The organism is Thermodesulfobacterium commune DSM 2178, assembly GCF_000734015.1.
GTDB classification, from domain to species: Bacteria; Desulfobacterota; Thermodesulfobacteria; order Thermodesulfobacteriales; family Thermodesulfobacteriaceae; genus Thermodesulfobacterium; species Thermodesulfobacterium commune.
The window spans coordinates 1,717,352-1,741,169 of the sequence record NZ_CP008796.1 but is presented as its reverse complement, the minus strand read 5'-3'; the positions used below and the strand labels follow the sequence as shown (position 1 = coordinate 1,741,169).

At 37.7% G+C, this 23,818-nt stretch carries 21 protein-coding genes; 4 read left to right on the top strand and 17 right to left on the bottom strand.

Annotated features, from left to right (window positions below; translation table 11 throughout):
- Window positions 1–23 precede the first annotated feature (23 nt).
- The 9 genes from HL41_RS08725 to HL41_RS09365 form a co-directional block, all read right to left on the bottom strand.
- Window positions 24–1,454 carry an RtcB family protein gene (locus tag HL41_RS08725; protein WP_038061989.1) on the bottom strand — a complete coding sequence of 477 codons (1,431 nt, stop codon included), beginning with the start codon at window positions 1,452–1,454 and terminating at the stop codon, window positions 24–26.
- Window positions 1,455–1,704: 250 nt separating this feature from the next.
- Window positions 1,705–3,519, bottom strand: coding sequence for a VWA domain-containing protein (locus HL41_RS08720; RefSeq protein ID WP_038061987.1), 1,815 nt, complete (start codon window positions 3,517–3,519; stop codon window positions 1,705–1,707).
- 1 nt (window position 3,520) lies between these two features.
- Window positions 3,521–4,531, bottom strand: coding sequence for an ATP-binding protein (locus HL41_RS08715; RefSeq protein ID WP_022855300.1), 1,011 nt, complete (start codon window positions 4,529–4,531; stop codon window positions 3,521–3,523).
- Window positions 4,528–5,997, bottom strand: coding sequence for a cobaltochelatase subunit CobN (locus HL41_RS09900; RefSeq protein WP_200870706.1), 1,470 nt, complete (start codon window positions 5,995–5,997; stop codon window positions 4,528–4,530). The genes HL41_RS08715 and HL41_RS09900 overlap by 4 nt, the downstream gene beginning before the upstream one ends.
- A complete protein-coding gene (locus HL41_RS09895; RefSeq protein WP_200870705.1) occupies window positions 5,997–8,402 on the bottom strand; it encodes a cobaltochelatase subunit CobN in 2,406 nt (801 codons plus the stop codon). The genes HL41_RS09900 and HL41_RS09895 overlap by 1 nt, the downstream gene beginning before the upstream one ends.
- A 10-nt stretch (window positions 8,403–8,412) precedes the next feature.
- On the bottom strand, window positions 8,413–9,183 hold the full coding sequence (locus HL41_RS08705) for an ABC transporter ATP-binding protein (protein WP_022855299.1): 771 nt from the start codon (window positions 9,181–9,183) through the stop codon (window positions 8,413–8,415).
- A complete protein-coding gene (locus HL41_RS08700) occupies window positions 9,183–10,184 on the bottom strand; it encodes a FecCD family ABC transporter permease (protein WP_028843044.1) in 1,002 nt (333 codons plus the stop codon). Before HL41_RS08700 ends, HL41_RS08705 begins: the two co-directional genes overlap by 1 nt.
- Entirely contained in the window at window positions 10,171–11,115 is a 945-nt protein-coding gene (locus HL41_RS08695) for an ABC transporter substrate-binding protein (RefSeq protein ID WP_200870704.1), read from the bottom strand. The genes HL41_RS08700 and HL41_RS08695 overlap by 14 nt, the downstream gene beginning before the upstream one ends.
- A gap of 20 nt (window positions 11,116–11,135) precedes the next feature.
- A complete protein-coding gene (locus tag HL41_RS09365; RefSeq protein ID WP_081856521.1) occupies window positions 11,136–13,352 on the bottom strand; it encodes a TonB-dependent receptor in 2,217 nt (738 codons plus the stop codon).
- A 281-nt stretch (window positions 13,353–13,633) separates the two neighbouring features.
- Between HL41_RS09365 and HL41_RS08685 the strand changes: the two genes are divergently transcribed.
- The 3 genes from HL41_RS08685 (at window position 13,634) to hslU (ending at window position 16,649) form a co-directional block, all read left to right on the top strand.
- Window positions 13,634–14,674 (top strand): alcohol dehydrogenase catalytic domain-containing protein, encoded by a 1,041-nt coding sequence (locus HL41_RS08685; protein WP_038062018.1) that lies wholly within the window; start codon window positions 13,634–13,636, stop codon window positions 14,672–14,674.
- 122 nt (window positions 14,675–14,796) lie between these two features.
- A complete protein-coding gene (hslV, locus tag HL41_RS08680) occupies window positions 14,797–15,324 on the top strand; it encodes an ATP-dependent protease subunit HslV (RefSeq protein WP_038061983.1) in 528 nt (175 codons plus the stop codon).
- The gene (gene hslU / locus HL41_RS08675; RefSeq protein ID WP_038061980.1) at window positions 15,321–16,649 is read left to right on the top strand and encodes an ATP-dependent protease ATPase subunit HslU; all 1,329 of its coding nucleotides are present in this window, start codon (window positions 15,321–15,323) and stop codon (window positions 16,647–16,649) included. The genes hslV and hslU overlap by 4 nt, the downstream gene beginning before the upstream one ends.
- On the opposite strand, the gene rimO is transcribed toward hslU, so the two are convergent.
- From rimO to HL41_RS08655, 4 genes are read right to left on the bottom strand one after another with little or no spacing between them, the layout of a single operon-like run.
- Window positions 16,639–17,925, bottom strand: coding sequence for a 30S ribosomal protein S12 methylthiotransferase RimO (gene rimO, locus HL41_RS08670; RefSeq protein ID WP_169740798.1), 1,287 nt, complete (start codon window positions 17,923–17,925; stop codon window positions 16,639–16,641). The genes hslU and rimO overlap by 11 nt on opposite strands.
- Before the next feature lie 5 nt (window positions 17,926–17,930).
- On the bottom strand, window positions 17,931–18,296 hold the full coding sequence (gene panD, locus HL41_RS08665; RefSeq protein ID WP_038061977.1) for an aspartate 1-decarboxylase: 366 nt from the start codon (window positions 18,294–18,296) through the stop codon (window positions 17,931–17,933).
- 15 nt (window positions 18,297–18,311) lie between these two features.
- The gene (gene panC, locus HL41_RS08660) at window positions 18,312–19,160 is read right to left on the bottom strand and encodes a pantoate--beta-alanine ligase (RefSeq protein WP_038061974.1); all 849 of its coding nucleotides are present in this window, start codon (window positions 19,158–19,160) and stop codon (window positions 18,312–18,314) included.
- 2 nt (window positions 19,161–19,162) lie between these two features.
- The gene (locus HL41_RS08655; protein ID WP_144241991.1) at window positions 19,163–20,038 is read right to left on the bottom strand and encodes a L,D-transpeptidase family protein; all 876 of its coding nucleotides are present in this window, start codon (window positions 20,036–20,038) and stop codon (window positions 19,163–19,165) included.
- Between the two features lie 160 nt (window positions 20,039–20,198).
- On the opposite strand from HL41_RS08655, the gene flgM reads away from it, so the two are divergent.
- Window positions 20,199–20,519 (top strand): flagellar biosynthesis anti-sigma factor FlgM, encoded by a 321-nt coding sequence (flgM, locus tag HL41_RS08650; RefSeq protein ID WP_038061968.1) that lies wholly within the window; start codon window positions 20,199–20,201, stop codon window positions 20,517–20,519.
- Here flgM and rfaE2 read toward each other — a convergent pair.
- From rfaE2 to HL41_RS08630, 4 genes are read right to left on the bottom strand one after another with little or no spacing between them, the layout of a single operon-like run.
- Window positions 20,503–21,684 (bottom strand): D-glycero-beta-D-manno-heptose 1-phosphate adenylyltransferase, encoded by a 1,182-nt coding sequence (gene rfaE2 / locus HL41_RS09360; protein ID WP_081856520.1) that lies wholly within the window; start codon window positions 21,682–21,684, stop codon window positions 20,503–20,505. The two genes, flgM and rfaE2, sit on opposite strands and share 17 nt — an antisense overlap.
- A gap of 10 nt (window positions 21,685–21,694) precedes the next feature.
- Window positions 21,695–22,408: a ComF family protein gene (locus tag HL41_RS08640; protein WP_038061965.1), complete on the bottom strand. Its 714-nt coding sequence runs from the start codon at window positions 22,406–22,408 to the stop codon at window positions 21,695–21,697.
- Window positions 22,392–23,531, bottom strand: coding sequence for a M20/M25/M40 family metallo-hydrolase (locus tag HL41_RS08635; protein WP_038061962.1), 1,140 nt, complete (start codon window positions 23,529–23,531; stop codon window positions 22,392–22,394). Before HL41_RS08635 ends, HL41_RS08640 begins: the two co-directional genes overlap by 17 nt.
- Window positions 23,531–23,803 (bottom strand): acylphosphatase, encoded by a 273-nt coding sequence (locus HL41_RS08630; RefSeq protein WP_038061960.1) that lies wholly within the window; start codon window positions 23,801–23,803, stop codon window positions 23,531–23,533. Before HL41_RS08630 ends, HL41_RS08635 begins: the two co-directional genes overlap by 1 nt.
- Window positions 23,804–23,818 lie beyond the last annotated feature (15 nt).

Below are 23,818 nucleotides of genomic sequence, written 5' to 3'. Positions count from 1 at the left end.
CCTACCCCCTTTTTAACGAGATTTTAGCCTTTAATACAACCTATAGGTATTAACTTAGCTACCTTTTTGGTAAGACCTGCCTTGCAGGTAGCCTCGATTACCTCGTTAACATCCTTATAAGCCTCTGGTGCTTCCTCACATAACCCTTTTTTAGATTTAGCCATTACTATGATACCCTTTTTCCTTAGATTTTCTATTATTTGGTCTGCCCTAAAAGTTTTAATAGCTTGATTTCTACTCATCGTCCTTCCTGCTCCGTGACAGGCAGAACCAAAGGCTTTTTCTTCTCCTTCTTCGGTGCCGACCAAAATGTAAGAGGCTGTCCCCATAGAACCACCGATGATAACAGGCTGACCTACCTTTTGATACTCCTTAGGCAACTCTTTTCTCCCGGGACCCCAAGCTCTCGTAGCTCCTTTACGATGGACATAAAGCTTTTTTAGTTTACCGTTTATTAAGTGATGTTCCACTTTACAGGTATTATGACTAACATCATAAAGTACTTTAAGGAATATCCCTGGGAATATCTCTTGAAAAACCTCTCTTACTAAATGGGTAATCACCTGGCGGTTGGCTAAAGCACAGTTTATCCCACAAACCATGGCTTTAAAATAACTTTCTCCTTCAGGAGAGTCGATAGGGGCACAAACCAACTCTTTTTCTTTGATAGGGATACCATATTTCCTTGCAGCCTTGGCTAAAACAGGAAGATAATCGGTAGCGATTTGATGCCCCAAAGCCCGAGAACCACAATGAAAGGTAACTACCACCTGGTTTTTAAAAAGACCAAACACCTCAGCTACTTCCTGATTATAGATCTCTGAGACATATTGAATTTCTAAGTAATGGTTCCCTGAGCCTAAGGTCCCTATTTGTCTGTGTTGTCTCTTTTTGGCTTCCATAGACACAAAGCTGGGGTCAGCTCCAGGCATACAACCTTTTTCCTCTATATACTCCAAATCTTCTGGAATCCCATACCCCTTTTTTACCGCCCACTTAGCCCCTTCAACTAAGACCTCATCTAATTGAGAGGGGGAAAGCTTTATAGTTCCCTCCGAGCCTACCCCTGAAGGAACGGTTTCAAAAAGCATCTTTACCAAAGTTTCTAAATGAGGAATTACTTCGTTTTTTTCTAAGGGAGTAAGAAGAGTTCTAACCCCACAGGAGATATCGTATCCCACCCCACCGACAGAGATGATACCTCCTTCTTCAGGGTCAAAGGCAGCAACCCCTCCGATAGGGAACCCATATCCCCAATGAGCATCTGGCATGGCGATAGAAGCCTTCACAATACCAGGAAGACTTGCTACATTACAGACCTGCTCATAGACCTTTTCATCCATTTCTTCAACTAACTTCTGACTGGCAAAAATTTTTCCAGGAACTTTCATATCACCTACAGGAGAAATTTCCCACTCGTATTCTGAAATTCTTTTTAATTTCTTAAGCTCCATAGTCCCTAACTACCAAAAGTAAATTTCGTATTAATATTTAAACTATTTTTATTTTAAAACTTACCGGTATAAAAGTCAAGCACACGCATTAGCCCTAATTTGCCGATAAAAATTTACAACCTATGAAAAATTTCTTCTTTTTGAATACTAAGATGAATTTGGTTCACAAAGCGGTATCTCTAGTAAGAAGGTTCTTACTTTGCAGGGATAGATACAATTAATAACTGTAGATTTTCTACCAAAACAATCTTTAATCTATCTTATAGAACTTTACAATTTCTACAAGATTTTCAGATGTAAGAGTATTTATTTTAAAATATTTACCAGAAAGCCATTCTGCAATTTTTAGTGCCATATCTATTTTTATAAATTTATTTTTCTTTTCTGTATCAACGACTACAAAATCGACTTTAGGTATATTTTTCAGTGTAGAACAGATTTTCCTGACTTCTTCAAATAAAGTGATAGAGGATTTTTCAGCGATAGGAACGTTAGCTTTGCCATCTGTGACGAGAATCATCAAAAAACGGGCTTCTGGTTCTTTTAAAGATGTTCTTTTTATCAACTTATATGCTTCCATAAGCCCTGCTGAAAGTGGTGTTTTACCTCCTGTGGGAATTTGTTTTAGTCTTTTTAAAGCAAGGTCATGAGAAGAGGTTGGGGGGAGAACTACCTCTGCACGGTCTTTTCTGAAAACAATCATCGCAACTTTATCTCTTTTCTGATAGCAATCCATAAGAAGAGACAGTATTGCTCCTTTTGTTTGTATCATCCTTTGCTCAACACCCATAGAACCAGAAGCATCCACAACAAATATAACAATATGGCTCATCTTTCTCTCTTTTTCTTTATATCTTAGATCCTGATCTTTTATGATAAGCTTATCTTTTCTACCTCTTACTTTTTGAAATGGGGCTGCTGCTCTAAGTGTTGCAGAAATGGCAATATCCTCTCTTTTTTGCATTAAACTTCTAACAAATCTTCCTCCTCTACCTTTTATTTTTGTTTTTGTTCTTCTTCCAAAAACTTCTCTCAAAATTCTATCCTTTTTTAATAAAATTCTTTTTACTTTAAAGCTGTCACCAACTGGAAAAACTTCCTCTTTTTCACTTGATGGCCTTTCCTGAGGACTTCCTTGCTCGGAAAATTGAGTTGATGAAGTATGTTTTGGTTTATTTTCTTTGTTTCCTCTTTCCTCTGTATTTTCCTTTCTTTTCTGCTCTTGTTCTTTCTCTTCTGTTTGAGGATTCTCAACCTGCCTTTTTCTGTGAATAAAAACAAGAGGAGCAACCCTATCAACATGTTCTTTTCGGATTTCTTTTTCTTCCTTATAAGCTGCATAGGCCTTTGAGGCATACATTAAAAATATATCAGCCCTATGTCCTGAAACAGCTTCTTTTAGCGTTAATTCGGCTATGTATTCTTTTATTTCATCTGAAAGTCTGAGTTGTTTGATAAATTCCTTTGACTTTAAAATTCTTTCTATTAACTGAAAATCCTTATTTTGATCTGCACAGTCGAGATTAAGTTTTACGATCTCTATCCTTTTATTTTTATCTTTAATTTCATCCATAATCACGCACATACCAAATCTATCAAGAAAATGAGCTGAAAAATCTCCTTCCTCTGGGTTCATCGTTGCAAGAATCTGAAATTTAGCTGGCTCTTTTAGTGTAATTCCTTCTCTTTCAATGATATTTTCCCCTCTTGATTGGACTTCAAAAATCAGGGAGAGTATATCATTAGGGAAAAGGTTTATATCTTCAATCATAAGAAATCCCCCGTGTGCCTTTGAAACAAGTCCTTTTTGATAAATTCTTCTACCTTGCTTAACTGTCTCTTCAATATCAATTCCGCCTAAAACTGCCTCTTCAGTAGAATTCATGGGAAGTTCAACAAAAGGAATATTAAGAGCCTGAACAATATTTTTGAAAGCTTTTAAGAGGGTGGACTTGCCTGTTCCTCTCTTACCAACTAATAGAAGTCCACCACAGTCTGGCAGTATTGCATTTAAAATCAGAGCAAGTTTTGCCTGTTCTTGGTCTACAAAATCTGAAAAAGTCATTCTATATTCGTGTAATAACTTCGTTAAGCTTTTCCAGTTCTGTTGAGATTTCTTCAAAAGGTAGTCTTTTAAGCCTGTGTTTTAAAGCTAAAGGCGCAATTTTTTTAATATCATCTGGAATAATCTCTTTTCTTTCATTATACGCTGCATGAGCACGGGCAGCTTTTAACATCACTATGTCTGCTCTATGACCATCAAGATTTAATTGAGAAGTAATCTCAACAACTTTAGAGAGAGCGTCTTCAGTAATTTTTACGTTTTTAAGATTCTCTTTTGCCTTTATGATCCTTGCGGCAAGGCTTTGTTGATGAGGTTCCCATTTTTTTAAAAAACCTTCAGGATCATCATCAAATTCGGCTTTTCTTTTAAGTACTTCAACTCTTAAACTCTTTTCTTTTAATGAATTAACAAAAACACACAGTCCAAATCTGTCGAGAAGTTGTGGACGGAGTTCTCCTTCTTCAGGGTTCATGGTTCCAACAAGAATAAATCTTGCAGGATGAACAAAGGAGATCCCCTCCCTTTCGACCGTGTTTACTCCCATCGCTGCAGAATCCAAGAGTAAATCCACAATGTGATCTTCTAAAAGATTCACTTCATCAATATAAAGAAAGTTTCTGTTGGCCTCTGCAAGAATACCTGGCTCAAAGCGTTTTTCGCCTTTTTTTATTGCATGCTCAATATCAAGGCTCCCAACAACCCTGTCTTCGGTTACTCCAAGTGGAAGCTCAACCACTCTCATCTTCTTTTTTTCAAACTCTAATGTTTCGTTATTTTTAATTTTTTCTAAACAATCACTGCAAAAAGGCCCTTCCGGGGAACAGTTGAATCTACAACCCTTAACCACTTCTATCTCAGGAAGTAAATCAGCCAAAGCACGAACAGTTGTTGATTTAGCAGTTCCTTTTTCACCCATAATAAGTACTCCACCGATGCTTGGGTCGATCACATTAAGAATTAATGCAAGCTTCATCTCTTCCTGATCGACAATAGCAGTAAATGGAAATATCATTTTATTACCTCTCTCATTTTATTTTTCCAGAACTCTACCTCTTCTGCTGTTATAACATCAATTGAACCTCCTTGAAAATCCCCTTTAATATCTCCCATTTTTTCTTCTATCCAGCCTTCAATTTCAAGATAAAATACCTTCAAGACCTCTTTTACATCCTCGGAAGGATTCCACAATCCGCGCTCCATCGCCTCAATAAGTCTTCTGGCAATCTCTTCCATCGCCCATGGATTATGTTCCTCAAAAAATTTTCTATTTTCCTCGTTCATGATAAATGTTCTTGCTATGTCATCAAATATCCAGTCATCAACTTCTTTAGTTGTTGCTTCCCAACCATAGACTCTTCCTATTCTTTTTGAAATATCCCCAGCACCTTTATATCCGTGTCTCTTCATTCCCTCAATCCATTTTGGATTTAGAAGCTTTGTCCTTACCACACGTCTTATCTCATCAGAAAGTGTTCTTACCTCTACATGGTCAGGATTTCTTGTATCTCCATAGTAGGTTTTTACCTCCTTACCACTTAAATGCCTTGCTGCAGCTGTCATTCCTCCATAAGTTCCAAAATAACTGCAACATCCCAAAAGATCGTACTCGTCTGATACTACTTTATTGTAAGTAATATCAACGCTTTTTAAAATCTGGGCAAACTCTTTATGCTTGCTTTCACCCCAGATTCCCTTTCCGTAGGCATATCCATTCCAGTAAAGAAATACTTCCGCAAGGTCTTTTTCTTCTTTCCATGCCGAAGCATAAACAGCAAGCTGAGTCCCTGCTTGATAGGTACCAGGCATTGAGCAGAAAACTCTTAATGTTGCTGAACGAAAGTCAACTTCATTTTGAGCAATTAACTCTAAAGTATGCTTGCGAACAAAATTCATATCCAATGGCTCATCTAAAGAGGCAACTACTTGTATGGCCTCATCTATAAGTTCGATGCACATCGGGAAATTGTCTCTTGTAATACCTGAGACCCTGATGGTGACATCAATGCGGGGTCTACCAAGCTCATTTAAAGGAATTATTTCAAACCCTTTGACCCTTCCATTGGAAAGCCATATAGGCTTTACTCCTAAAAGATACATAATCTGACCCATACCCTCTCCATCTGCCCACATGATGTCTGAGCACTGCCAATAAATAGCAACATTTTCTGGATATCTCCCCTCTTCAGTAACATGCTTTTCAATAAGTTTTTCAGTAAGTCTTTTACCAATCTCAAAGGCAGTTTTTGTAGGAACTCTGTGGGGATCAAGGCTGTAAAAGTTTCTCCCTGTAGGTAAAACATCATCCCTTCCACGGGCTATCAATCCTGAAGGACCTGGAGGAATATACCCTCCAGAAAGTCCATGAAGTAAAGATTCTATCTCACGTGATTCCTCAATCTTTCTGTTAATTTCAAGAATTTTTTCCTTTATTGCCTTCCATTCTGGTCTTTGCCAGTCAATCTTCTTTAAAATTTCCATCAGTTAACCTCCTGAAACAAAACTTTTTTTATCACTTCTTTGCCTATCCTGTCTATCTCTTCTAAAATTGCACCGTAGGATTTGCCTTTTTCAGGATCAAAACCCTGAGGATTCGAAACAAGATCTGAAAGCTCGTATCCAAGTAATTTTGCGATCTCTTTTCTCAGTGAAACTTCACTTCCTGCATCGTATCTTAGAATTGAATAAATAAAATCAATCCTTCTTTCTGCCTCTGGAACCCTGCCAAAAACATGCATACCATCCTGGATCTGGGTATTTCTAATAAGCGAAAGCTTTGCATGCGCTTCTTCCACAATTTTCTCAAAGGGTATCTGATGCAGCTCATCATGGCTTAACTCTGAAAGTGAAATCTTCTTGCCCTGCCATAAAACTTTTATCTCTCTGTCAAGCTTTGATTTGGTAATCGCATGTATTATCAAGTGTTCAAGAACATGAAGCCTTGCAGGTTCTTTTTTCTTTGCCTCTTCATACTCACCAAGGAGTCTGTCAAGCTCTAAAAGTTCATCGTAAAGTCCTCCTTCCGTAAGGACAGTCTGCATGTGATCAACAAGAACTGCCAGAGAGCGTCTCTTGGCGATGGTACCCTCAGGTGGATTGTCGGCATTGTAAATATAAAGGTGAGGCATTGTATCAATACCAATGTCAGGAAAACAGGCTTGAGAAAGGGCAACCCCTTTACCTGGCAAAAATTCAAGATTTCCATGAGTGCCTACATGAACTACTGCATGAGCTTTAAACTCACGGGAAAGCCACTTATACGTTGCCACATACTGATGAGGTGGTGGTGTATCGGGATCGTGAAGTATTCTACAGACCTGTCCATCGCATCTTGCTCCTGCACATCCTCTTTTTGGTTGAACCATAACCAAAACATTTCCAAATCTAAGCCCTGTGATTACGATTTTTCCATCGTAAACCATTGCAGGAGGTATTTCATTTTTGTGTTCCCCTGGAGGCTCTCCCCATGCCTCAATCATTTTTAAACGGGTCTTGGGAGGAAGTTCATTGAACCATTCAAGATATTTTTCCTTATCAACTAAAGCAATAACACCACCTTTTTCAACGATTTCTTCAACAGTTGTCCATCTGAACTCTGAAATTGCCTTTTTACTCATTATCTCATCTATCAAGGCTTTTCCGTTCTCAGGTGGATCAACATTGTAGCCAGATTCTTTCATCTTTTTCATAATCTCAACTACACTTTCAATGCTGTCAAGATAAGCAGCTGAGCCAACCGTTGCTTCAACAGAGGCACATGGGTTGTTGTGAAGTATAAAGGCAACCCTTCTTTCATGGGCAGGAGTTTTTTTAAGCTCAACCCATCGAGAAATCCTTTCTACAAGTTTTTTCACCCTTTCTCTTATTGGGACTTTTATCCTTTCATCTTCAGAGCCTTCTTTTTGCGCAGAAATAATAACTGGCTCAATGACTCCTTCAAACTCAGGAAGCGCAATAGACCAACCAATATCAAGATTTAAATCTTCCTTTTCCCATTCTTCAATTGTTTTATAATAAGAAGAGACGGGTGAAATAACCGGCACATTAAGCCTTTTCAGAATCTCAACTCCATCTGCGGCTACTTCAGTGTTATCTATTGTCTTTTCTCTGTTAGTTCCCAAGAAAAAGGAGATAAGCTTCACCATAATATCAATTCTTGGTGTACCATGCTCATCAAAGAACCAATCTAATATTACCTCTCCGCTACCCTTTGTTCCTAAAGCATTATCCTTTACAGAATAGGCAAACGCTGAGATTACATTAAATCCCTTTGCCTCAAGCTCTTCAATAAGCAAATCCTCAACCTCGGTATTACCGTTTATCCAGTAATGCCTCGAAAAAAGTATTCCAACTGTGGGATTTTTTCCGTATGTATGAGGTTTGTATCTTTGATACCAGCTGAGATATTCCTCAACATCAGTAAAAATGATTTCTGCCCTTGGGTGATATAGCCCTTCCCATGGAATTTCTTCGGGTTCATCATAAAGAATATTTAAACCGGTGAGCTCATTAGCAAGAAAGAGAAATAGATTTTTAATATTTTTTTCCCCATTTATCACGAGATATTTATATGCTTTATGCACAATCTTATGGTCTACATTGGAAAGCATCCAGTAAGAAGGATCATGCCCAAGGCATACTATTTTTGCTTTTAAACCCTCTTTCTTTATTGTTTTTTCTATCTCTTCCCAAACTGGTTCTGTTGAACGATAAAGAAATAAAATATCAGCATCTTTAATCTCTTTCAAGACTTCATCAAGCCTCTCAGGTTTTGAGTCAAGGACTCTTGCTGAGTAGACTTTTATCTTAAACTCTTTAATACTTTTTGATGCTCTTAAAACTGCATTGTAATAGCTCTGCCAAACGATGGAAACTATTTTGAGCATTTTAATCCTCCTACAAAACAGGACATATTATACTTCGTCCGTTAATCTGAGTTTTTCTTACCTCAACATCATAAACTCTTTTAATCAAATCCTCTGTAAGAACTTCTTCAGGACTTCCTTCTGCTACCTTGGTTCCTGAGTTAATTACAACCACCTTATCAGAAAAAATACCTGCCAGATTTGGATCGTGTAGGGTCATAACAACAGTCAATTTTCTCTGTCCTGCAATTTCCTTGATTTTTTTAAGCAGAGTTATCTGATTTCTAAAATCAAGATGTGAGGTCGGCTCATCAAGTAACATCACAGGAGCATTCTGGCAAAGAGCTCTTGCAATCAAGGTAAGCTGTCTCTCTCCACCACTTATTTTTGTGTAGGGCACATCTCTTAAATGTTCAATTCCAGCTATTTTTAAAGCCTCTTCAGCCATTTCATAATCTCTTTTACCAGGAGATGAAAAAACTCCAACATAGCTTGCTCTGCCCATCAAAACCACATCAAAAACTGAATAGGGAAAAGGAGGTTCATGCTCCTGAGGAACCACCGAAAAAATCCTTGCCCTTTTTCTGAAAGAAAGCTTATCTACAGAAACACCATCAACCATAACCTCGCCTTTATGAGGTTTCCACAGTCCGATTATGCATTTAAAAAGTGTGGTTTTCCCTGAACCATTTGGGCCAAGAATTGTGGTAATGCTACCATCCAGAGCATCAAAACTTACACCCTTTAAAACTTCCCTTCCGGTTGTTTTATGCTTGAAATAAATATTTTTTACGCTAAGCATCACTTACCCCAGGCTTCTTGACCCCCATGTTTCATAAGGTATAGGAAAAATGGTGCACCAGTAAGGGCTGTTACTATTCCTACAGGTATGTCAAAACTTGTAAGAGTTCTTGAAATAGTATCGGCAGCAATCATGAAGGCAGCACCTGCACAAAGAGAAAGTGGAACAAGGCTTCTATGGTCAGGCCCTGTAAGCATTCTTACCAGATGAGGCACGATAAGACCAACCCATCCTATGATCCCACAAAGAGATGTAGCCACAGCTACAGCAAAAGTTGAAAAGCCTATGAAAAGTAGTCTCTCCCTCTTTATGTTTACTCCCAGTGCCTTAGCCTCCTCTTCTCCCATACTCATTACATTAAGCCTCCATCGCATTAAAAAAATAGGCAAAACTCCAAAAAAAACTCCAGCTGCTCCAATTTTTACAGCTTTCCAGTCGGCAAGAGAGAAACTTCCCATAAGCCAGTAAACGATGCTCTGAAGTTTGTGAGGGTCAACAAGAAATTTGACTATTGAAACCATTGCTGTAAAAAAGGCTGAAACTATCACTCCAGAAAGAATAAGAGGGAGACGGGACACCTCCCCCTGCACCCTCGCAACTGTATAAGCAATGACTACGGCAAGCACGGCAAATAAAAAAGCCATAATCTGAACAGGAAGCACACTCAAAAATCCGATAGTCAGGGCACATCCAAAGGCAGCACCTGCTGAAATCCCGAGGATAAATGGATCAACCAGAGGATTTCTGAATATACCCTGAAGGGTTACTCCTGAAACTGAAAGTGAGGCACCTACACATCCGGCAAGGATCACTCTCGGAAGTCTTATGTCAATAATTATTGCCTTTTCAGGTATATCTCCGATTTCAAAGATATGAAATGTCTCATTCAAAAGAATCTTTAAAACCATGAATGGCGTAATCTCGTAGGCACCAAGAAAAAGAGCAATCCAAGAGACAAGTAAAGGAGAAAAAATTATCATTATCGCTTTAATACCCTTCATACCGCTTCACTTTATAGTAAGATATTCCAAACACTTTTTTGTAAAAATCATCAGCTATCTTTTCAAAGTTAATGTCCCTAAAATACTCAGGATAAATCTTCATAGCCATGTAAAGAGCAATTGGTGCTAGTCTTGGCGACCATGTTGACCACCTTGGAAGCTTGTAGACTTTACGGTTTTTTACTGCCTTTATGAACCTCCACTGGGAATTATGGTAGAGCCAGGATTCATCATATCCTGCAGAACCCCAGATGAATATTACATCCGGATTCCACTCAATTATTTTTTCTACTGAAACATCAACATTTCTTTGCATGATTGTGCCTGCAGGATTAATTGCTCCTGCAATTTTTATTAAATCATTAATAACTCCCAATACTCCTGAAACCCTTGTTGGAGTTCCTCCAAGATGGATTACCTTTTTTCTCTTATCTGAGGGTATTTTACTTACTCTGTCTTCAATAAGTTTGAATATTCTGTTCATTTCTTTTATTACTTCTTCTGTTTTCTTTTCTTTACCGAAAATCTTTCCGTGCATTCTCATATCCCGGTAAAGCTCTGTAAGACTTTCAGGATATATTCCAATTACTTTTATTCCCTTTTGTTCAAGAAATCTTATTGTATTAGGATTGTATGTCCATGTAATTACTACATCAGGATTAAGTTTCAACACAGCCTCCACATTTACATCACTTCCAGCACCAACTAAAGGTTTCTTAAGTGCAGGATTCTCATTTACAAATGCTTTATACAAACCGCAGTTTTCCTCTGCCCAGCGAGACACACCTACAACCTGATCCCATAAATTCAATGCAGGTATAAGCTCATATGAAATGACAACTACTGCTCTTTTAACAGGGACTTTAAGACTTACCTTTCTTCCAAGCTTGTCAGTTATAGTTATGGTAGAGGCATGAACTACCCCTACCATTAAAAATGTTGTTAATATTACTAAAACTTTAAAGTAAGCTCGGCGAACCATGACCTTCCCGGTGCTCTGTAGTATTGATAGTATTTTCTGTCAAATATGTTATCAACTGAGAAGCTAAGCTTTGCAAACTTAGTTATCTGATATGCAATTCTTCCATCAACGACAAAGTATGGATCATAGGAACCATAAACATTTTTTTCTTTGTCTGAATTGTCATCATTACCATACCACTTATCAACATATCTACCAATGATAAATACTTGAAAACCGGATTTCTCAAACTCAGCTCCTATATTTGCCTTCCATAATGGAGTATATGTCAATCTGCAACCTACAGTTTCTGGCTTTGCCTCATTTTCTTTGATCTCAGAATCTGTATAGGTGAAATTTACGAAAACTCTAAACCAATTTTCAAATTTCTGCTCAAGCTCAAACTCAACTCCACGAGATTCAGCTTTTCCAACATTGACATACTCCTGCCGGGTATATGATCCAATTTTAACAGTTTTACGATAAATTAAGTCTTTCATGTAGTTTTCAAAATATATCAGGGATACCTTTGCACCTTTCCAGAGTTTCTGCTCAACTCCAATATCCCATGAGGTAACTTTTTCAGGGTCTAAATCAGGATTGGAAACGTAGATGGTTGACCCAGAAGTCCATGTTCTGTAAAGCTCATATACTGTTGGTGGTCTAAATGCCTTTCCAATCGAGCCACGAAGGGTTGTAATAGCAAAGGGTTTATAAACAAGAGCAAATTTCGGACTAAAAGAAGAAGCGGTCTTTGATGGATACTCCTTTGGATATCCAGCTTTACCAACATCATTAGCATATCCATCATAGGTTTTCCACCAATCCTGCCTGAATCCAATATAAGCAGTAAGATTATTAAGAAGCATTATCTCATCCTGAATGAAGAAAGAGTAGGTCTTATCCTTCCCCTTTGATTCATATTTTAAGGTTGTTGTTAAGTTTTCGTCCTTCCAGTTTTTGAGATATTTTTCTTTTGTATTTGCATATCCGTGTCTGAAAGAACCACCAAAGGTAAGAATCTGATTGTTGAATAGTGGAACACTAAACTGCAGGTCTGCCATGTAAGCTTTTGCTGGAGTATTTGATACATAGCATGAAGTTGAAGTACAGCTACCATCCAACTTTGCACCAGAACTTGTTGTTACATACCAATCTTTTTCTGTGTCAAGGTATGAAAGATTTAGCTTCATCTTTAAGTCTTTAAAAAGAGAGGTCTCAAAACTCAGGGCATAGGTATTCTGAATTCTTCCTCCAGCACCATTAAGGAATGAGTTTTCTGTAACAGATCCGTAAGACCAAACTGGATTTCCTGCGGCATTTCTCAAGTAAGTATGAGGATCATCGTAGTTATACTCATAACGATTTCTCATAAATGAAATATTTATCTTCGTATCCTTTGTAAACTCATACTGTGCCTTAATTGTTATTCCATCATCCCACCACCTATTATCTCCCTTATCACCAATTAAATAGGCAGTTTTACCCTCTTTCGTGGAGGTTACCTCATATCCGGTAATTCCTACTGGTGGCTTTGTTGTCTGGACATTCAAATCAGTGGGATATCCATTTGTTCCCTGCCAGCCATAGCTTAAAAATATGCTAAATTTGCCCCAAAGTTTATCTCCATAAGAAATATAAACTCTTCTTAAGTCATCCATTGCCTCTCCGCGGTCCCAGCTTGAGCCATATCCTGTTTTAAAGGTAAATTCTCTCTTTTCAGGCATCTTTGTGATAAAGTTTACAACACCACCCATCGCATAACCACCATATAGAGAGGAAAAAGGTCCTTTTACAACCTCAACTCTTTCAAGGTCTTCAGGAAAGTATCCGCCCATTTTTACATTTCCAGTATAGGGATTATTTAGAACAACTCCATCAATCATAATCAAAGTTCTTTTTTGTTCAGGAATTCCTCTTAGAGTAATAAAAGAAAGTGTATCCATCAAGCCCTTGCCCCTTCTTACCATGACCCCAGGGATATCATTAAGTGTTTGATCAATTGTTTTTGGAGCTTTAAGCTCGATCTTTTCCTTTGTAACAACATTTACAGAAGCTGGAGCAGATCCCACCTCTTTCTCAGTTCTCGTTGCAGTTACCACAATCTCCTCAAGCTTTGTCTCTTTTTCTTCAGCAAAAGAAGGAATAAAAGCTGTTAAAATCCACATCAAAACAAATAAAAACTTAACACAAAATCGAAAAATCATGTCTCTACCTCCTAAAACTTTTATTTTATAGCTATTTTTTAAAATAATCTTAAAATTTTCACAAATTATTTTATATGTGTTTTAAAAGTTTTTGTAAAAATGTTTATTTTTAAAATTTGTATAACATAAAATATTACCTTGTCAAGTTTAATGAGATTAAAAAAACTATAATTTTATGTTTGTTTTAAAGGATTTTTCTTCTCTTTATTATCTAAGTTTTCATATTATTCTTAAAAACAACGCATAGATTACGGAGGTTGGATATGGAGAAGGGAAAAAAGATGAAGGCCTGGGTAATCGATAAGGTTGGGCTCCTCTCACCCGATTCTTTAAAGCTGGTTGAACTTCCTGTTCCAGAGGTTGAGGAGGACGAAATTTTGGTTAAGGTCTACTTTTGTGGGATTTGCCATACAGAGCTTGACGAAATTGAAGGGCGAGCCACACCAGACATTTTACCTGTTGTTCCAGGGCACCAAATAGTGGGAGAGGTAGTTGAGGTAGGGCCAAAAGTGGAAAAATTTAAGATAGGAGATAAAGTAGGAGCTGGTTGGATTTATAGTTCTTGCCAAAGGTGTGAATATTGTGAAAGAGGCTTAGAGAACCTTTGTCAAGAATTCAAAGCTACAGGTAAAGACGTTAATGGAGGGTATGCAGAATATTTTAAGATAAAAGAAACTTTTGCCTTCGCCATCCCTGAGGGGTTAACACTTATGGAAGCTGCACCTTTATTTTGTGCAGGGGCTATCGGATATAGAGCTCTAAAGCTTACTCAGCTAAAAGGTGAAGAAGGAGAAACCTTAGGGCTTTCTGGTTTTGGAGCCTCAAACCATTTAGTCCTAAAACTGGTAAAAGCCCTATTTCCTAAAGTCAAAACCTATGTATTTGCCAGAAACCCTAAACAAAGAGAACATGCACTGAGTCTTGGTGCAGATTGGGCAGGAGACTTTGAAGATACTCCACCTGAAGGTCTTAAAGCCATAATCGATACCACTCCAGTCTGGCGCCCTTTACTTCTCCTCAAGCATCTAAAACCAAACGGAAGGTTTATCATAAATGCCATCCGCAAGGAAGAGCAAGACAAAGAAAAACTTCTTTTTCTTGATTATGGAAGAGACCTGTGGCTTGAAAAAGAGATAAAGTCTGTGGCTAACATCACCTGTCAAGACCTTGAAGAGTTTTTGTCTCTTGCTAAAAGGTTAAAACTTAAGCCAGACGTTATAGGTTATCCTTTTTATGAAGCTCCCAAGGCCCTTTTTGAACTTAAAGAAGGTAAGATAAAAGGAGCTAAGGTCTTAGTGATAGAAGACCCTTTTGTCATATAATCACTATACCCCCTTAACCCTTTTATGTAACCTAACTTTGAAACCTTAGAAGTTTAAAGGCAAACAAACTATAATTTATATAAGGACTTTTTAATTTTAGTTTTTGTGGTATAAATAGATACATGTTTCATGGGACAACTGTGATAGCGGTAAAAAAAGACGGCAAAGTAGCCATAGCAGGGGACGGTCAGGTCACTTTTGGCAATACCATCTTAAAGCACAAGGCCAAAAAAATAAGAAAACTCTATAAAGGTAACGTGGTGGTTGGTTTTGCGGGGTCTACGGCAGATGCTTTAACCCTGTTTGAGAGGTTAGAAAAAAAGCTTGAAGCTTATGGAGGACAGCTTTTAAGAGCTGCGGTTGAGCTTGCTAAAGATTGGAGGACAGATAAAATTTTAAGAAGGCTTGAAGCCTTTCTTATAGCTTGCGATAAAGAGCACATCCTCCTCATCTCAGGGGCAGGAGATGTGGTAGAGCCAGACGAAGAGGTGGTTGCCATAGGTTCAGGTGGTCCGATGGCCTTAGCAGCAGCCAAAGCCTTGCTAAGATATTCTGAGCTTTCTGCCAAAGAAATTGCAGAAACAGCCATCAAAATCGCAGGAGAAATCTGTATCTACACCAATTCAGAAATAACGGTTGAAGAGCTATGAATGAGCCAAAAGAGTTTACTCCAAGAGAAATCGTAGCAGAGCTTAACAGGTATATCGTAGGACAAGATAGGGCAAAAAAGGCTGTTGCCATAGCTATGCGTAACCGCTGGAGAAGACAACAGTTAAAGGAAGATTTAAAAGAAGAGATCTATCCTAAAAATATCTTGATGATCGGGCCTACAGGGGTTGGAAAAACAGAGATAGCAAGAAGGTTAGCCAAACTTTCTAACGCTCCCTTTCTAAAAGTAGAGGCCACCAAGTTTACTGAAGTAGGTTATGTAGGTAGAGACGTAGAATCGATGATAAGAGATTTAGTCCATATAGCTGTTAAAATGGTAAGAGAAGAGGAAGAGAAAAAGGTTTTAGAAAAGGCAAAAACTTTAGCAGAAGAAAGGTTGGTAGATCTTCTTATACCTCCTATTTCTTCAAAGGTAGAATATGACCCTCTCACCAGGGAAAAATTTCTTAAAATGCTAAGAGATGGGGTTTTAAATGACAGGTATGTAGAAATTGAAGTTGAGGCCTCCCAAAAACCTCCTACCATAGAAATCTTTGCAGCCTCAGGGTTAGAAGAAATAGAAATGCAACTTAGAGATATGCTTTCTACCATTTTACCGTTTAAACCTAAAAAAAGAAAAGTAAAGGTGAAAGAAGCCTTAGAGATTTTAACCAAAGAAGAAGCAGCTAAGCTTATAGACATGGACAAGGTAATAAAGGAAGCCATAAGAAGGACGGAGACAAACGGCATCATCTTTATAGATGAAATAGACAAGATTGCAAGTCGAGGAGAAGGGCATGGCCCTGATGTTTCAAGGGAAGGGGTTCAAAGAGACTTACTCCCCATCGTAGAAGGAACCACGGTTAACACCAAGTATGGAATGGTAAGAACAGATTACATTCTCTTCATCGGAAGTGGAGCCTTCCATATCGCTAAACCTTCGGATTTGATACCAGAACTTCAGGGTAGGTTTCCTATTAGAGTAGAATTGGATCCTTTAACCAAAGAAGATTTTATCCGAATCCTTACTGAAACTGAAAATGCTATCATCAAACAATACAAAGCCCTGTTAGCTACTGAACAAGTAGAGATAGATTTTACTCCAGAAGCTATAGAAGAAATTGCTAAAGTTGCCTTTGAACTTAATCAAAAGATGGAAAACATCGGTGCAAGAAGACTTTATACCGTAATGGAAAAAGTTTTAGAAGACATTTCTTTTGAGGCCCCAGATATCGCACCTACTAGAGTAGTAATCACCCCAGAATATGTAAGAGAAAAATTAGAAAATATTATACAAGATCAAGAGTTGGCAAAGTTTATTTTATAATAGGCTCAACATATAAATCATAGGTGGTTGACTTTTTTACCTTTCCTTTGATTAATTCTCCTGGAGTTAAATTAAGTTTTGAGCCTTTAGGCAAAAGAAGATAAGTGATACCGTCTACCTCAGGGGCTTGAGCTTTAGATATCCCCCAAAATCTTCCTTTTTCATCTTCCCCTAACAAAAGCACCTCTTCTTCCTTCCCTTTTCTTAACTTTAACCTTTTTTTAGAAATCTCTTTCTGTAGTCTCAAAACTTCCCGTCTTCTTCTTAACCTTTCTCTGTAAGGGACCTTAGCTGGAAGTTTTTCAGCTAAGGTACCTTCTTCAGGATAAAAAGGGAATACCCCTAAGTAATCAAACTCAATCTCTTGTAAAAAATTACAAAGGAACTCAAACTCTTTTTCTCCTTCCCCAGGAAAACCAACCATCACCGTAGTCCTGAACGCAACCTCTGGGATTACCGTTCTAAGATAAAATATAGTTTCTGCCAAAGACTCTATGTGATTAGGCCTTCTCATGGCTTTTAAAATCTCTGGATGAGCATGCTGGATAGGGAGGTCAAAATAAGGAACTACCTTAGGTATGGATAAAAGATCTTCTAGCAATCTTTTTAGGTTAGGCACAGGATAAAGATAAAGTAACCTTATCCTAAACTCAAAAGGAAGTTTACTCAGGGTTTTAACCAGATTTACTAAATCTACTTTTGGTTTTAGGTCTAAACCATAAGAAGTTATGTCCTGAGCTACCAAGATAAGTTCCTTTACCCCAAGGGTAAGTAAAAACTCGGCTTCCTTTAGCAATAAATCTACAGGCTTACTTTTTAGACGCCCTCTTATCTGAGGGATGGTACAATAAGCACAGTTTCTATTACAACCTTCTGAGATCTTTAAAAAGGCATAAAAGGGATTTTCTGTTAGTATTCTTTCATACGGCTCTTGTTTAGCAAAATACTGATAAGGTTCTATCCCGTAAAATTCGTCTACCTCAGGTAAAAGTTCTTTTAACTTTTCTGCCCCGTATCTTCCTGTTAGACAACCAGAAACTATAAGGGCTTGCCCTTGTTTTTTAATCTCCCCTAAATCAAAAATATGTTCTAACGATTCTTCTACCGCCGGTTTAATAAAAGCACAGGTATTAACCCAAAAGTGGGTTGCTTCTTCAGGAACAAGAACTATTTCTGCCCCTTGTTTAATCAACAGGGCAAGTAACTTTTCAAAATCAGCCTTGTTTTTGGCACAACCAAGGCTTACAGGATAGATCCTCAGTCTTTTTTCACTCACGAGTTTCAATAAGAAGAAACCTTTTTAAGATTTAAGACCTGATTTTTTTCGTCTAAATAAACTAAAGTGGTATAAAAGCTTTCTAACTCATTTTCAGGGACCCAAGCATAAGAGGCTATGATAATCCTATCTCCGATCTCGCCTAACCTTGCGGCTGCTCCGTTTAAAACCACCTCGCCTTTTTCTCCCTCTATAAGATAGGTTTCAAACCTGATCCCGTTGTTAATATTGTAAATCCATACAGCTTCAAAAGGTCTAAGATTAGCTTTTTTGATAAGTTCTTTATCTAAGGTTAACGAACCTTCATATAGCAAATTTTTATCAGTTATCGTGGCTAAATGAATTTTACTTTTTAGCAGTTTTATCAGCATCACCTATCCTCGGATTTAAGGTTTTATCAATCTATTATCTATAAGTCTTGCCTTCCCTACATAAGCAGCGATCGCACAAACCACAGGTTTTTCTATTACTTCTACCGGGTCCAAAGTCTCTGGGTCTACGATCTCTATATACTGAACTATTAAGTAAGGATGCATTCTTAAGAATTCAAAAAGGGTTTTCTTTATTTTCTCAGGATTTTTTTCTCCTTCTTTTACTAATTTTTCAGCAAGTTCAAGCGCCCGGTTTAAACTTACCGCAGATTCTCTTTCCTTAGGAGATAGATAAATGTTTCTTGAACTCATCGCAAGTCCATCTGGCTCTCTTACAGTAGGGCTACCAACAATTTCTATATCAAGGTTTAAGTCTTTTACCATCTGTTTTATAACCAAAAGTTGTTGATAATCCTTTTCTCCAAAAACGGCTATATCAGGCTGTATGATGTTAAAAAGCTTTAACACAACCGTGGTAACTCCTTTAAAATGTCCTGGTCTAAAAGCTCCACACAACTTATCAGTCAGGTTTACTACCTCTACATAGGTTTGATAATCCGAGGGATACATTTCTTCTTCTGAAGGTACAAAAACCACGTCTACATTTTCCTTTTCTAACAAGCTTAAATCGCGTTCTAAATCCCTTGGATATTCTCTAAAATCTTCTCTTGGGCCAAACTGTAAAGGATTAACAAAAATGCTTACTACTACTTTATCCGCAAGGGATTTGGCCTTTCTTACCAAAGAAAGATGGCCTTCATGCAGATAACCCATCGTAGGTACAAAACCTATTTTATACCCTTGTTTTTTTAGCTCTTTAACCTTGGCCTTCATCTCAGGGATGGTTTTTATTACCTCAACCATAGCTAAAACTCCAGATTTTTATAAGGATTTAATAAATTTTCTAAATTTTCTAAAAGGATGTTTTTAAGTTGGGCTTCTCGATTAACCTTACCAAACTCGTCACTCCTTATCTGTTCTTTAAGTTCCCCTTGCACCCATTTTTTTATCTCTAAATACCGAGCTCCTTGATAGGTTTCTCTAAGGGCAAAGGTTAAAAATACATAATCATTTAATTTTAAATATAACTCACCTTCCAAAAAATCCAAAGGCTTAATCCTAACAGGATAAATTAGTTTCTTTAATATTTCATAAAGAGGCTTTCGTGAGTTTAAGATAACTACCTTTTGCCCTTCAGAAATCCTAGTTAAAAGGTCCCTCAGATCTCTATCCTCCAAAGCAATACACCCTTGAGTCCAAAAATAATCCTTCTTCCCCTTTTCTTTCTTATAAACACCACCCCCATGTATTCCTATCTTACTTCCTAAAGGCGTATGTTCTACTTTACCATTAGCTAAAAAGGTTTCCAAATACACGACCAACTGTTCTTTAGAAATAAACCCTTTGTAATATGCCCATCCAAGGTCGTTTAAGTTAGGATAGTTTATTTCTATAAAATAACCAAAGCTTTTAGAAGGTCTTATGTCAGTTATCTTATAAAGGCCTTCTGGGGTTAAAAAGTCCCCCCTTTTTTCCTTAGGAAGTAGGCTCTCTAACCCCAACCCTACAGGATAAACTTTTTGTATTTTCTGATTCTCTAAAACCTTTAAGGTTCTTTCTCCCTTGTCTATCAAAAGTGTTAAAGCGTAACCTGAGCTTGTCATCAATAAGGTTATCAACAAAAATAAAAAAACTTTTAAAAACCTGTTTTTTATCTTCAAACTAAAAGTTTTTTTGTCCATAACTTTTAAAAAATTGAGGTGTTTATCAGAGCCCAAAAGATTTTTAGTTAAAAAGTTTGACAAAAAATTTTTTATGTTTATTATATAATAAAAAATGACTAAAGAAATACCAACTTGTTCCGATATAAAATATAAACCGTAAAAAGCGAGGTGATATTTAATGAAAATCAACGACTTTTTAGGGGTAAACGTTGAAAATCTTAAGAACTTAAAAGAGGCTAAAAAAAGAGAAGAGGTAGTTTCTTCAGAGGTTAAACCAAAGGAAGGCGAAGCAAAGGCTAAGGAGGCTTCTCCTGCGGTGGTAGAGCTTTCTTCTCAAAACTTAATAGAAAAAGCTGTTAAAAGGGCTTCTCAACTTCCTGAGATAAGAGAAGAAAAGGTTGCTCAAATTAAAGCTCAAATCGAGGCCGGGACTTATAACGTCTCTAACAGAGAGATCGCAAGAGCTATGGTAGGTACTCTCCTTAATGAGATTGCTTAATCTTACCTATTAATCCTGTAGTAGAAACTTGATAAGAAAAATCGATACGTATAACTTTTCCTCCATAACTTTTCACAAAATCTGCACCTACAATCTGGTCTTCTTTCCAGTCTGATCCTTTTACTAAAAAATCGGGTTTTAGCTCCTTTATAAGCCTTTCTGGGGTTTCTTCATCAAAGAGAACTATATAATCCACACATTCAAGACCAGAGAGGACCCTGGCTCTAAATTCCTGAGGGTTAACTGGTCTTTCTGGTCCTTTAATTTTTCTTACTGAAAGGTCGCTGTTTAACCCTATGACTAAAAAATCTCCTAAAGACCGTGCCTTTTCGAGATAGTCTACATGGCCGGCATGAAGAAGGTCAAAACATCCGTTGGTAAAAACCATCTTTTGACCCTTAGCCCTTCTTTTAGCCACATGTCTTTTCAGTTCTTCAAGGGTTTTAAGCTTGTTTTTTTGGGGGAAAAATGGGGTTTTAAGCGGATAGATAAGAGGATTAAACCTTTCTGGCAACACAAACTCAAAGACCTCTGGTTGTTTATCCGTAAGCTGAGTTAAAACCTCCCCTTCAGGAGAAACCACCAAAGAAAACCCACATCCGTTGACCCCAACCAGATAAGTTTGATTTTCAACAGCCCTTGCCCAGCTTAGATTCAACCAGTGTTTCATCCTTTCTACAGGCCAAAGAGCAAACACCAAAAGAATGTCTGCACCTGCCTTTATAAGGTCTCTGGCAAACTCAGGAGACCTAAGTTCAAAACAAATCAACACCCCTAAAGAAAAACCTGCTAATTCAAAAATTCTCGTACCTACACCAGGGGTAAAAGGCTCGTCTAATCCTGGGAAAAGAAGGAATTTTTGGGCTAAAGGTTCTACCTTATCTCTAGTTAAACGATAAACTGCATTAAAAATTCTATCTTCATCATACCAAGGAGCTCCAAGGAGAACTACCTTATCGTTTGATAAAACCTGTGTTATTTCTAAGAGAAAAGATAAAACTTTTTCTTGGTTTAAACTTTTTAAATCTACATCATATCCAGTAAGGGCTAATTCAGGAAAAACCACTAAATTTCCTTTAGCCTTGGTTAAAAGCTCTTTAATGGTCTCTACGTTTTGTTTTAAATCGGAGGTTGGTTTTATTTGAACTAAAGAAATGTTTAGCATCTTTTCCCCTTTACAGCAACTGATTTCTTGCTACCACCAACACGTATACCTCTTTTGCTCCTTTCATCTTTAAAGCTTTAGCTGCTTCGTTTACCGTAGCACCTGTAGTCATTACATCGTCTATAAGAAGAACCTTTTTCTCTTTTATCCAATCTTTGGCTAAAAAGGCTCCTTTTACGTTTTCCCAACGTTCTTTACCGGTAAGCTCGGTTTGAGGTTTGGTACATTTAACCCTGAATATAGCTTCTGAAAAGGGTTTTCTTCCAAGGAAACCCCAGGCTAAAAGAGCACTTTGGTTGAACCCTCGTTCTCTTAACCGCTCAATAGAAAGAGGAACAGGGAGGATCATATCAACATCGCTAAGTAAGAAAGAAAAAAATCCCCTTATCAGTTTTCCCAGGGCAAAAGCCAACCTAAAATCTTGAGCAAACTTTATCCTCACCAGCCACTCAGAAACAGGTTCCTTATACTGAAAAAGGGCAAAAACTCTATCAAAATAAAAGTTTTTTTGGGAACAATAGGAGCAATATTCTATCCTATCTATACCTTTTTCAAGCAGGCTTTCAGATACCAAACTTCCACATCTTTGGCAATAAAGCTTTAAAAAAGGTAGTGTGTTTAAACATCGCCTACAAACAAATACTTCTTGAGGTTTAAGATGATGGTTGCAGACTTCACAAAACTCTGGAAAGAAAAAATCGAGAACTTTATTTAAAAGACTCACCCTTGGCCTTTACGATCTCAACAACAATTTGGGTGGCTTTTACCAGGTCTTTTACCCTGATGAACTCTTCTGTGGTATGAACCTTTTGCATCCCTGTGCCTAAAATTACCGCTTTTTTCCCTCTCTCGTTAAAAATGTTAGCGTCTGACCCTCCCTCCTTCTTTATAAAGGAGAGACTTATTCCTAACTTTTCCCCGGCTTGTTTTATAGGTTGTAAAATAGGGTCATCAGGAAGGATTAAAAAAGCTTGATATAGTTTTTCAAACCTTACAGAAACCTTAGGTAAATCATCTATTTTAGGTTGATAACCTTTTTCTACCTTTGCACAAAGGTCTTCTATCTGTTGAATCATACTTTCTAAGGTCTTTGCGTTATGACTTCTTATCTCTCCTTCTGCCTCTGCAGTTTCTGGCACTATGTTAACGTATTTACCCCCTGAGATAATACCTATGTTCATCGTACTTTCTTGGTCTATTCTCCCGGGATTTAACTCAGCTATCAGTTTTGATAACACGTGAATAGCATTTACCCCTTTTTCTGGTTCAAGACCTGCATGGGCAGCTTTTCCTTTAACCTTAATCTTAAATTTATAGGAAGATGGGGCGCCGATGGTTACTACCTCTGGATTTTCACTGTCTAAAACATATCCTTCTTTAGCATCTATCAATTCTAAATCAAGAAACTTAGCACCTAACAACCCTATCTCTTCGCAGGTGGTAAAAATAAACTCTAAAGGCGGATGGGGGAATCGGTTTTCTCTAAGAACTCTGGCTAATTCTATCAAGATAGCTATACCTGATTTATCGTCAGCCCCGAGGATGGTCCTCCCGTCAGTTTTAAAAACCCCGTTTTCAAAAATAATCTTAGGATTTTCACAAGGACCTACTGTATCAAGGTGAGCACAAAAAAATATAGGAGGAGCTGGGATCATTCCAGGGATTTTAACGATAAGATTTCCTACCTCTGAACCGGTATTTTCTGCAGACTTATCAAAAAAACAACGATATCCAAGAGCCTCAAAGATGTCTGCCAGATAATGAGCAAGTTTTCCTTCTTTTTTCGAAGGACTTTCTATAGAAAGAAGGGTTTGAAATTCTAAAACTAATCTGTCTACATCGATCATTAACGTCTTATCCTAAAATCAGTAAATTCACCTTTATAAGGCTCTTCTATCACCTCTACGTGAGTCACCTTAGCATAAGGAGAGCCTCGATGACACCAGGCTACCATCTGATCGACTGCCTCGTCTTCGCCTTCAAATACCGCCTCAACCCTTCCGTCAGGAAGGTTTCTCACCCAACCTTTTACCCCAAGTCTTAAAGCTTCTTCTTCTGTATAAGCTCTAAAATAAACTCCTTGTACCTTACCAGAGATATAAACATGTACCCTTTTCATAAGGGCTCCCCATCG

Coding starts and splice junctions, on each gene's coding strand:
- panD (WP_038061977.1), bottom strand. CDS start 18,296: ATGCTGATAAAACTGCTAAAAAGTAAAATTCATTTAGCCACGATAACT.
- HL41_RS08655 (WP_144241991.1), bottom strand. CDS start 20,038: ATGGACAAAAAAACTTTTAGTTTGAAGATAAAAAACAGGTTTTTAAAA.
- rfaE2 (WP_081856520.1), bottom strand. CDS start 21,684: ATGCTAAACATTTCTTTAGTTCAAATAAAACCAACCTCCGATTTAAAA.
- HL41_RS08700 (WP_028843044.1), bottom strand. CDS start 10,184: ATGAAGGGTATTAAAGCGATAATGATAATTTTTTCTCCTTTACTTGTC.
- HL41_RS08630 (WP_038061960.1), bottom strand. CDS start 23,803: ATGAAAAGGGTACATGTTTATATCTCTGGTAAGGTACAAGGAGTTTAT.
- HL41_RS08715 (WP_022855300.1), bottom strand. CDS start 4,531: ATGATATTTCCATTTACTGCTATTGTCGATCAGGAAGAGATGAAGCTT.
- HL41_RS08695 (WP_200870704.1), bottom strand. CDS start 11,115: ATGGTAGGGGTAGTTCATGCCTCTACCATAACTATAACTGACAAGCTT.
- flgM (WP_038061968.1), top strand. CDS start 20,199: ATGAAAATCAACGACTTTTTAGGGGTAAACGTTGAAAATCTTAAGAAC.
- hslV (WP_038061983.1), top strand. CDS start 14,797: ATGTTTCATGGGACAACTGTGATAGCGGTAAAAAAAGACGGCAAAGTA.
- panC (WP_038061974.1), bottom strand. CDS start 19,160: ATGGTTGAGGTAATAAAAACCATCCCTGAGATGAAGGCCAAGGTTAAA.
- HL41_RS08635 (WP_038061962.1), bottom strand. CDS start 23,531: ATGATCGATGTAGACAGATTAGTTTTAGAATTTCAAACCCTTCTTTCT.
- HL41_RS08725 (WP_038061989.1), bottom strand. CDS start 1,454: ATGGAGCTTAAGAAATTAAAAAGAATTTCAGAATACGAGTGGGAAATT.
- HL41_RS09365 (WP_081856521.1), bottom strand. CDS start 13,352: ATGATTTTTCGATTTTGTGTTAAGTTTTTATTTGTTTTGATGTGGATT.
- HL41_RS08705 (WP_022855299.1), bottom strand. CDS start 9,183: ATGCTTAGCGTAAAAAATATTTATTTCAAGCATAAAACAACCGGAAGG.
- HL41_RS08720 (WP_038061987.1), bottom strand. CDS start 3,519: ATGACTTTTTCAGATTTTGTAGACCAAGAACAGGCAAAACTTGCTCTG.
- HL41_RS09895 (WP_200870705.1), bottom strand. CDS start 8,402: ATGCTCAAAATAGTTTCCATCGTTTGGCAGAGCTATTACAATGCAGTT.
- hslU (WP_038061980.1), top strand. CDS start 15,321: ATGAATGAGCCAAAAGAGTTTACTCCAAGAGAAATCGTAGCAGAGCTT.
- HL41_RS09900 (WP_200870706.1), bottom strand. CDS start 5,997: ATGGAAATTTTAAAGAAGATTGACTGGCAAAGACCAGAATGGAAGGCA.
- HL41_RS08685 (WP_038062018.1), top strand. CDS start 13,634: ATGAAGGCCTGGGTAATCGATAAGGTTGGGCTCCTCTCACCCGATTCT.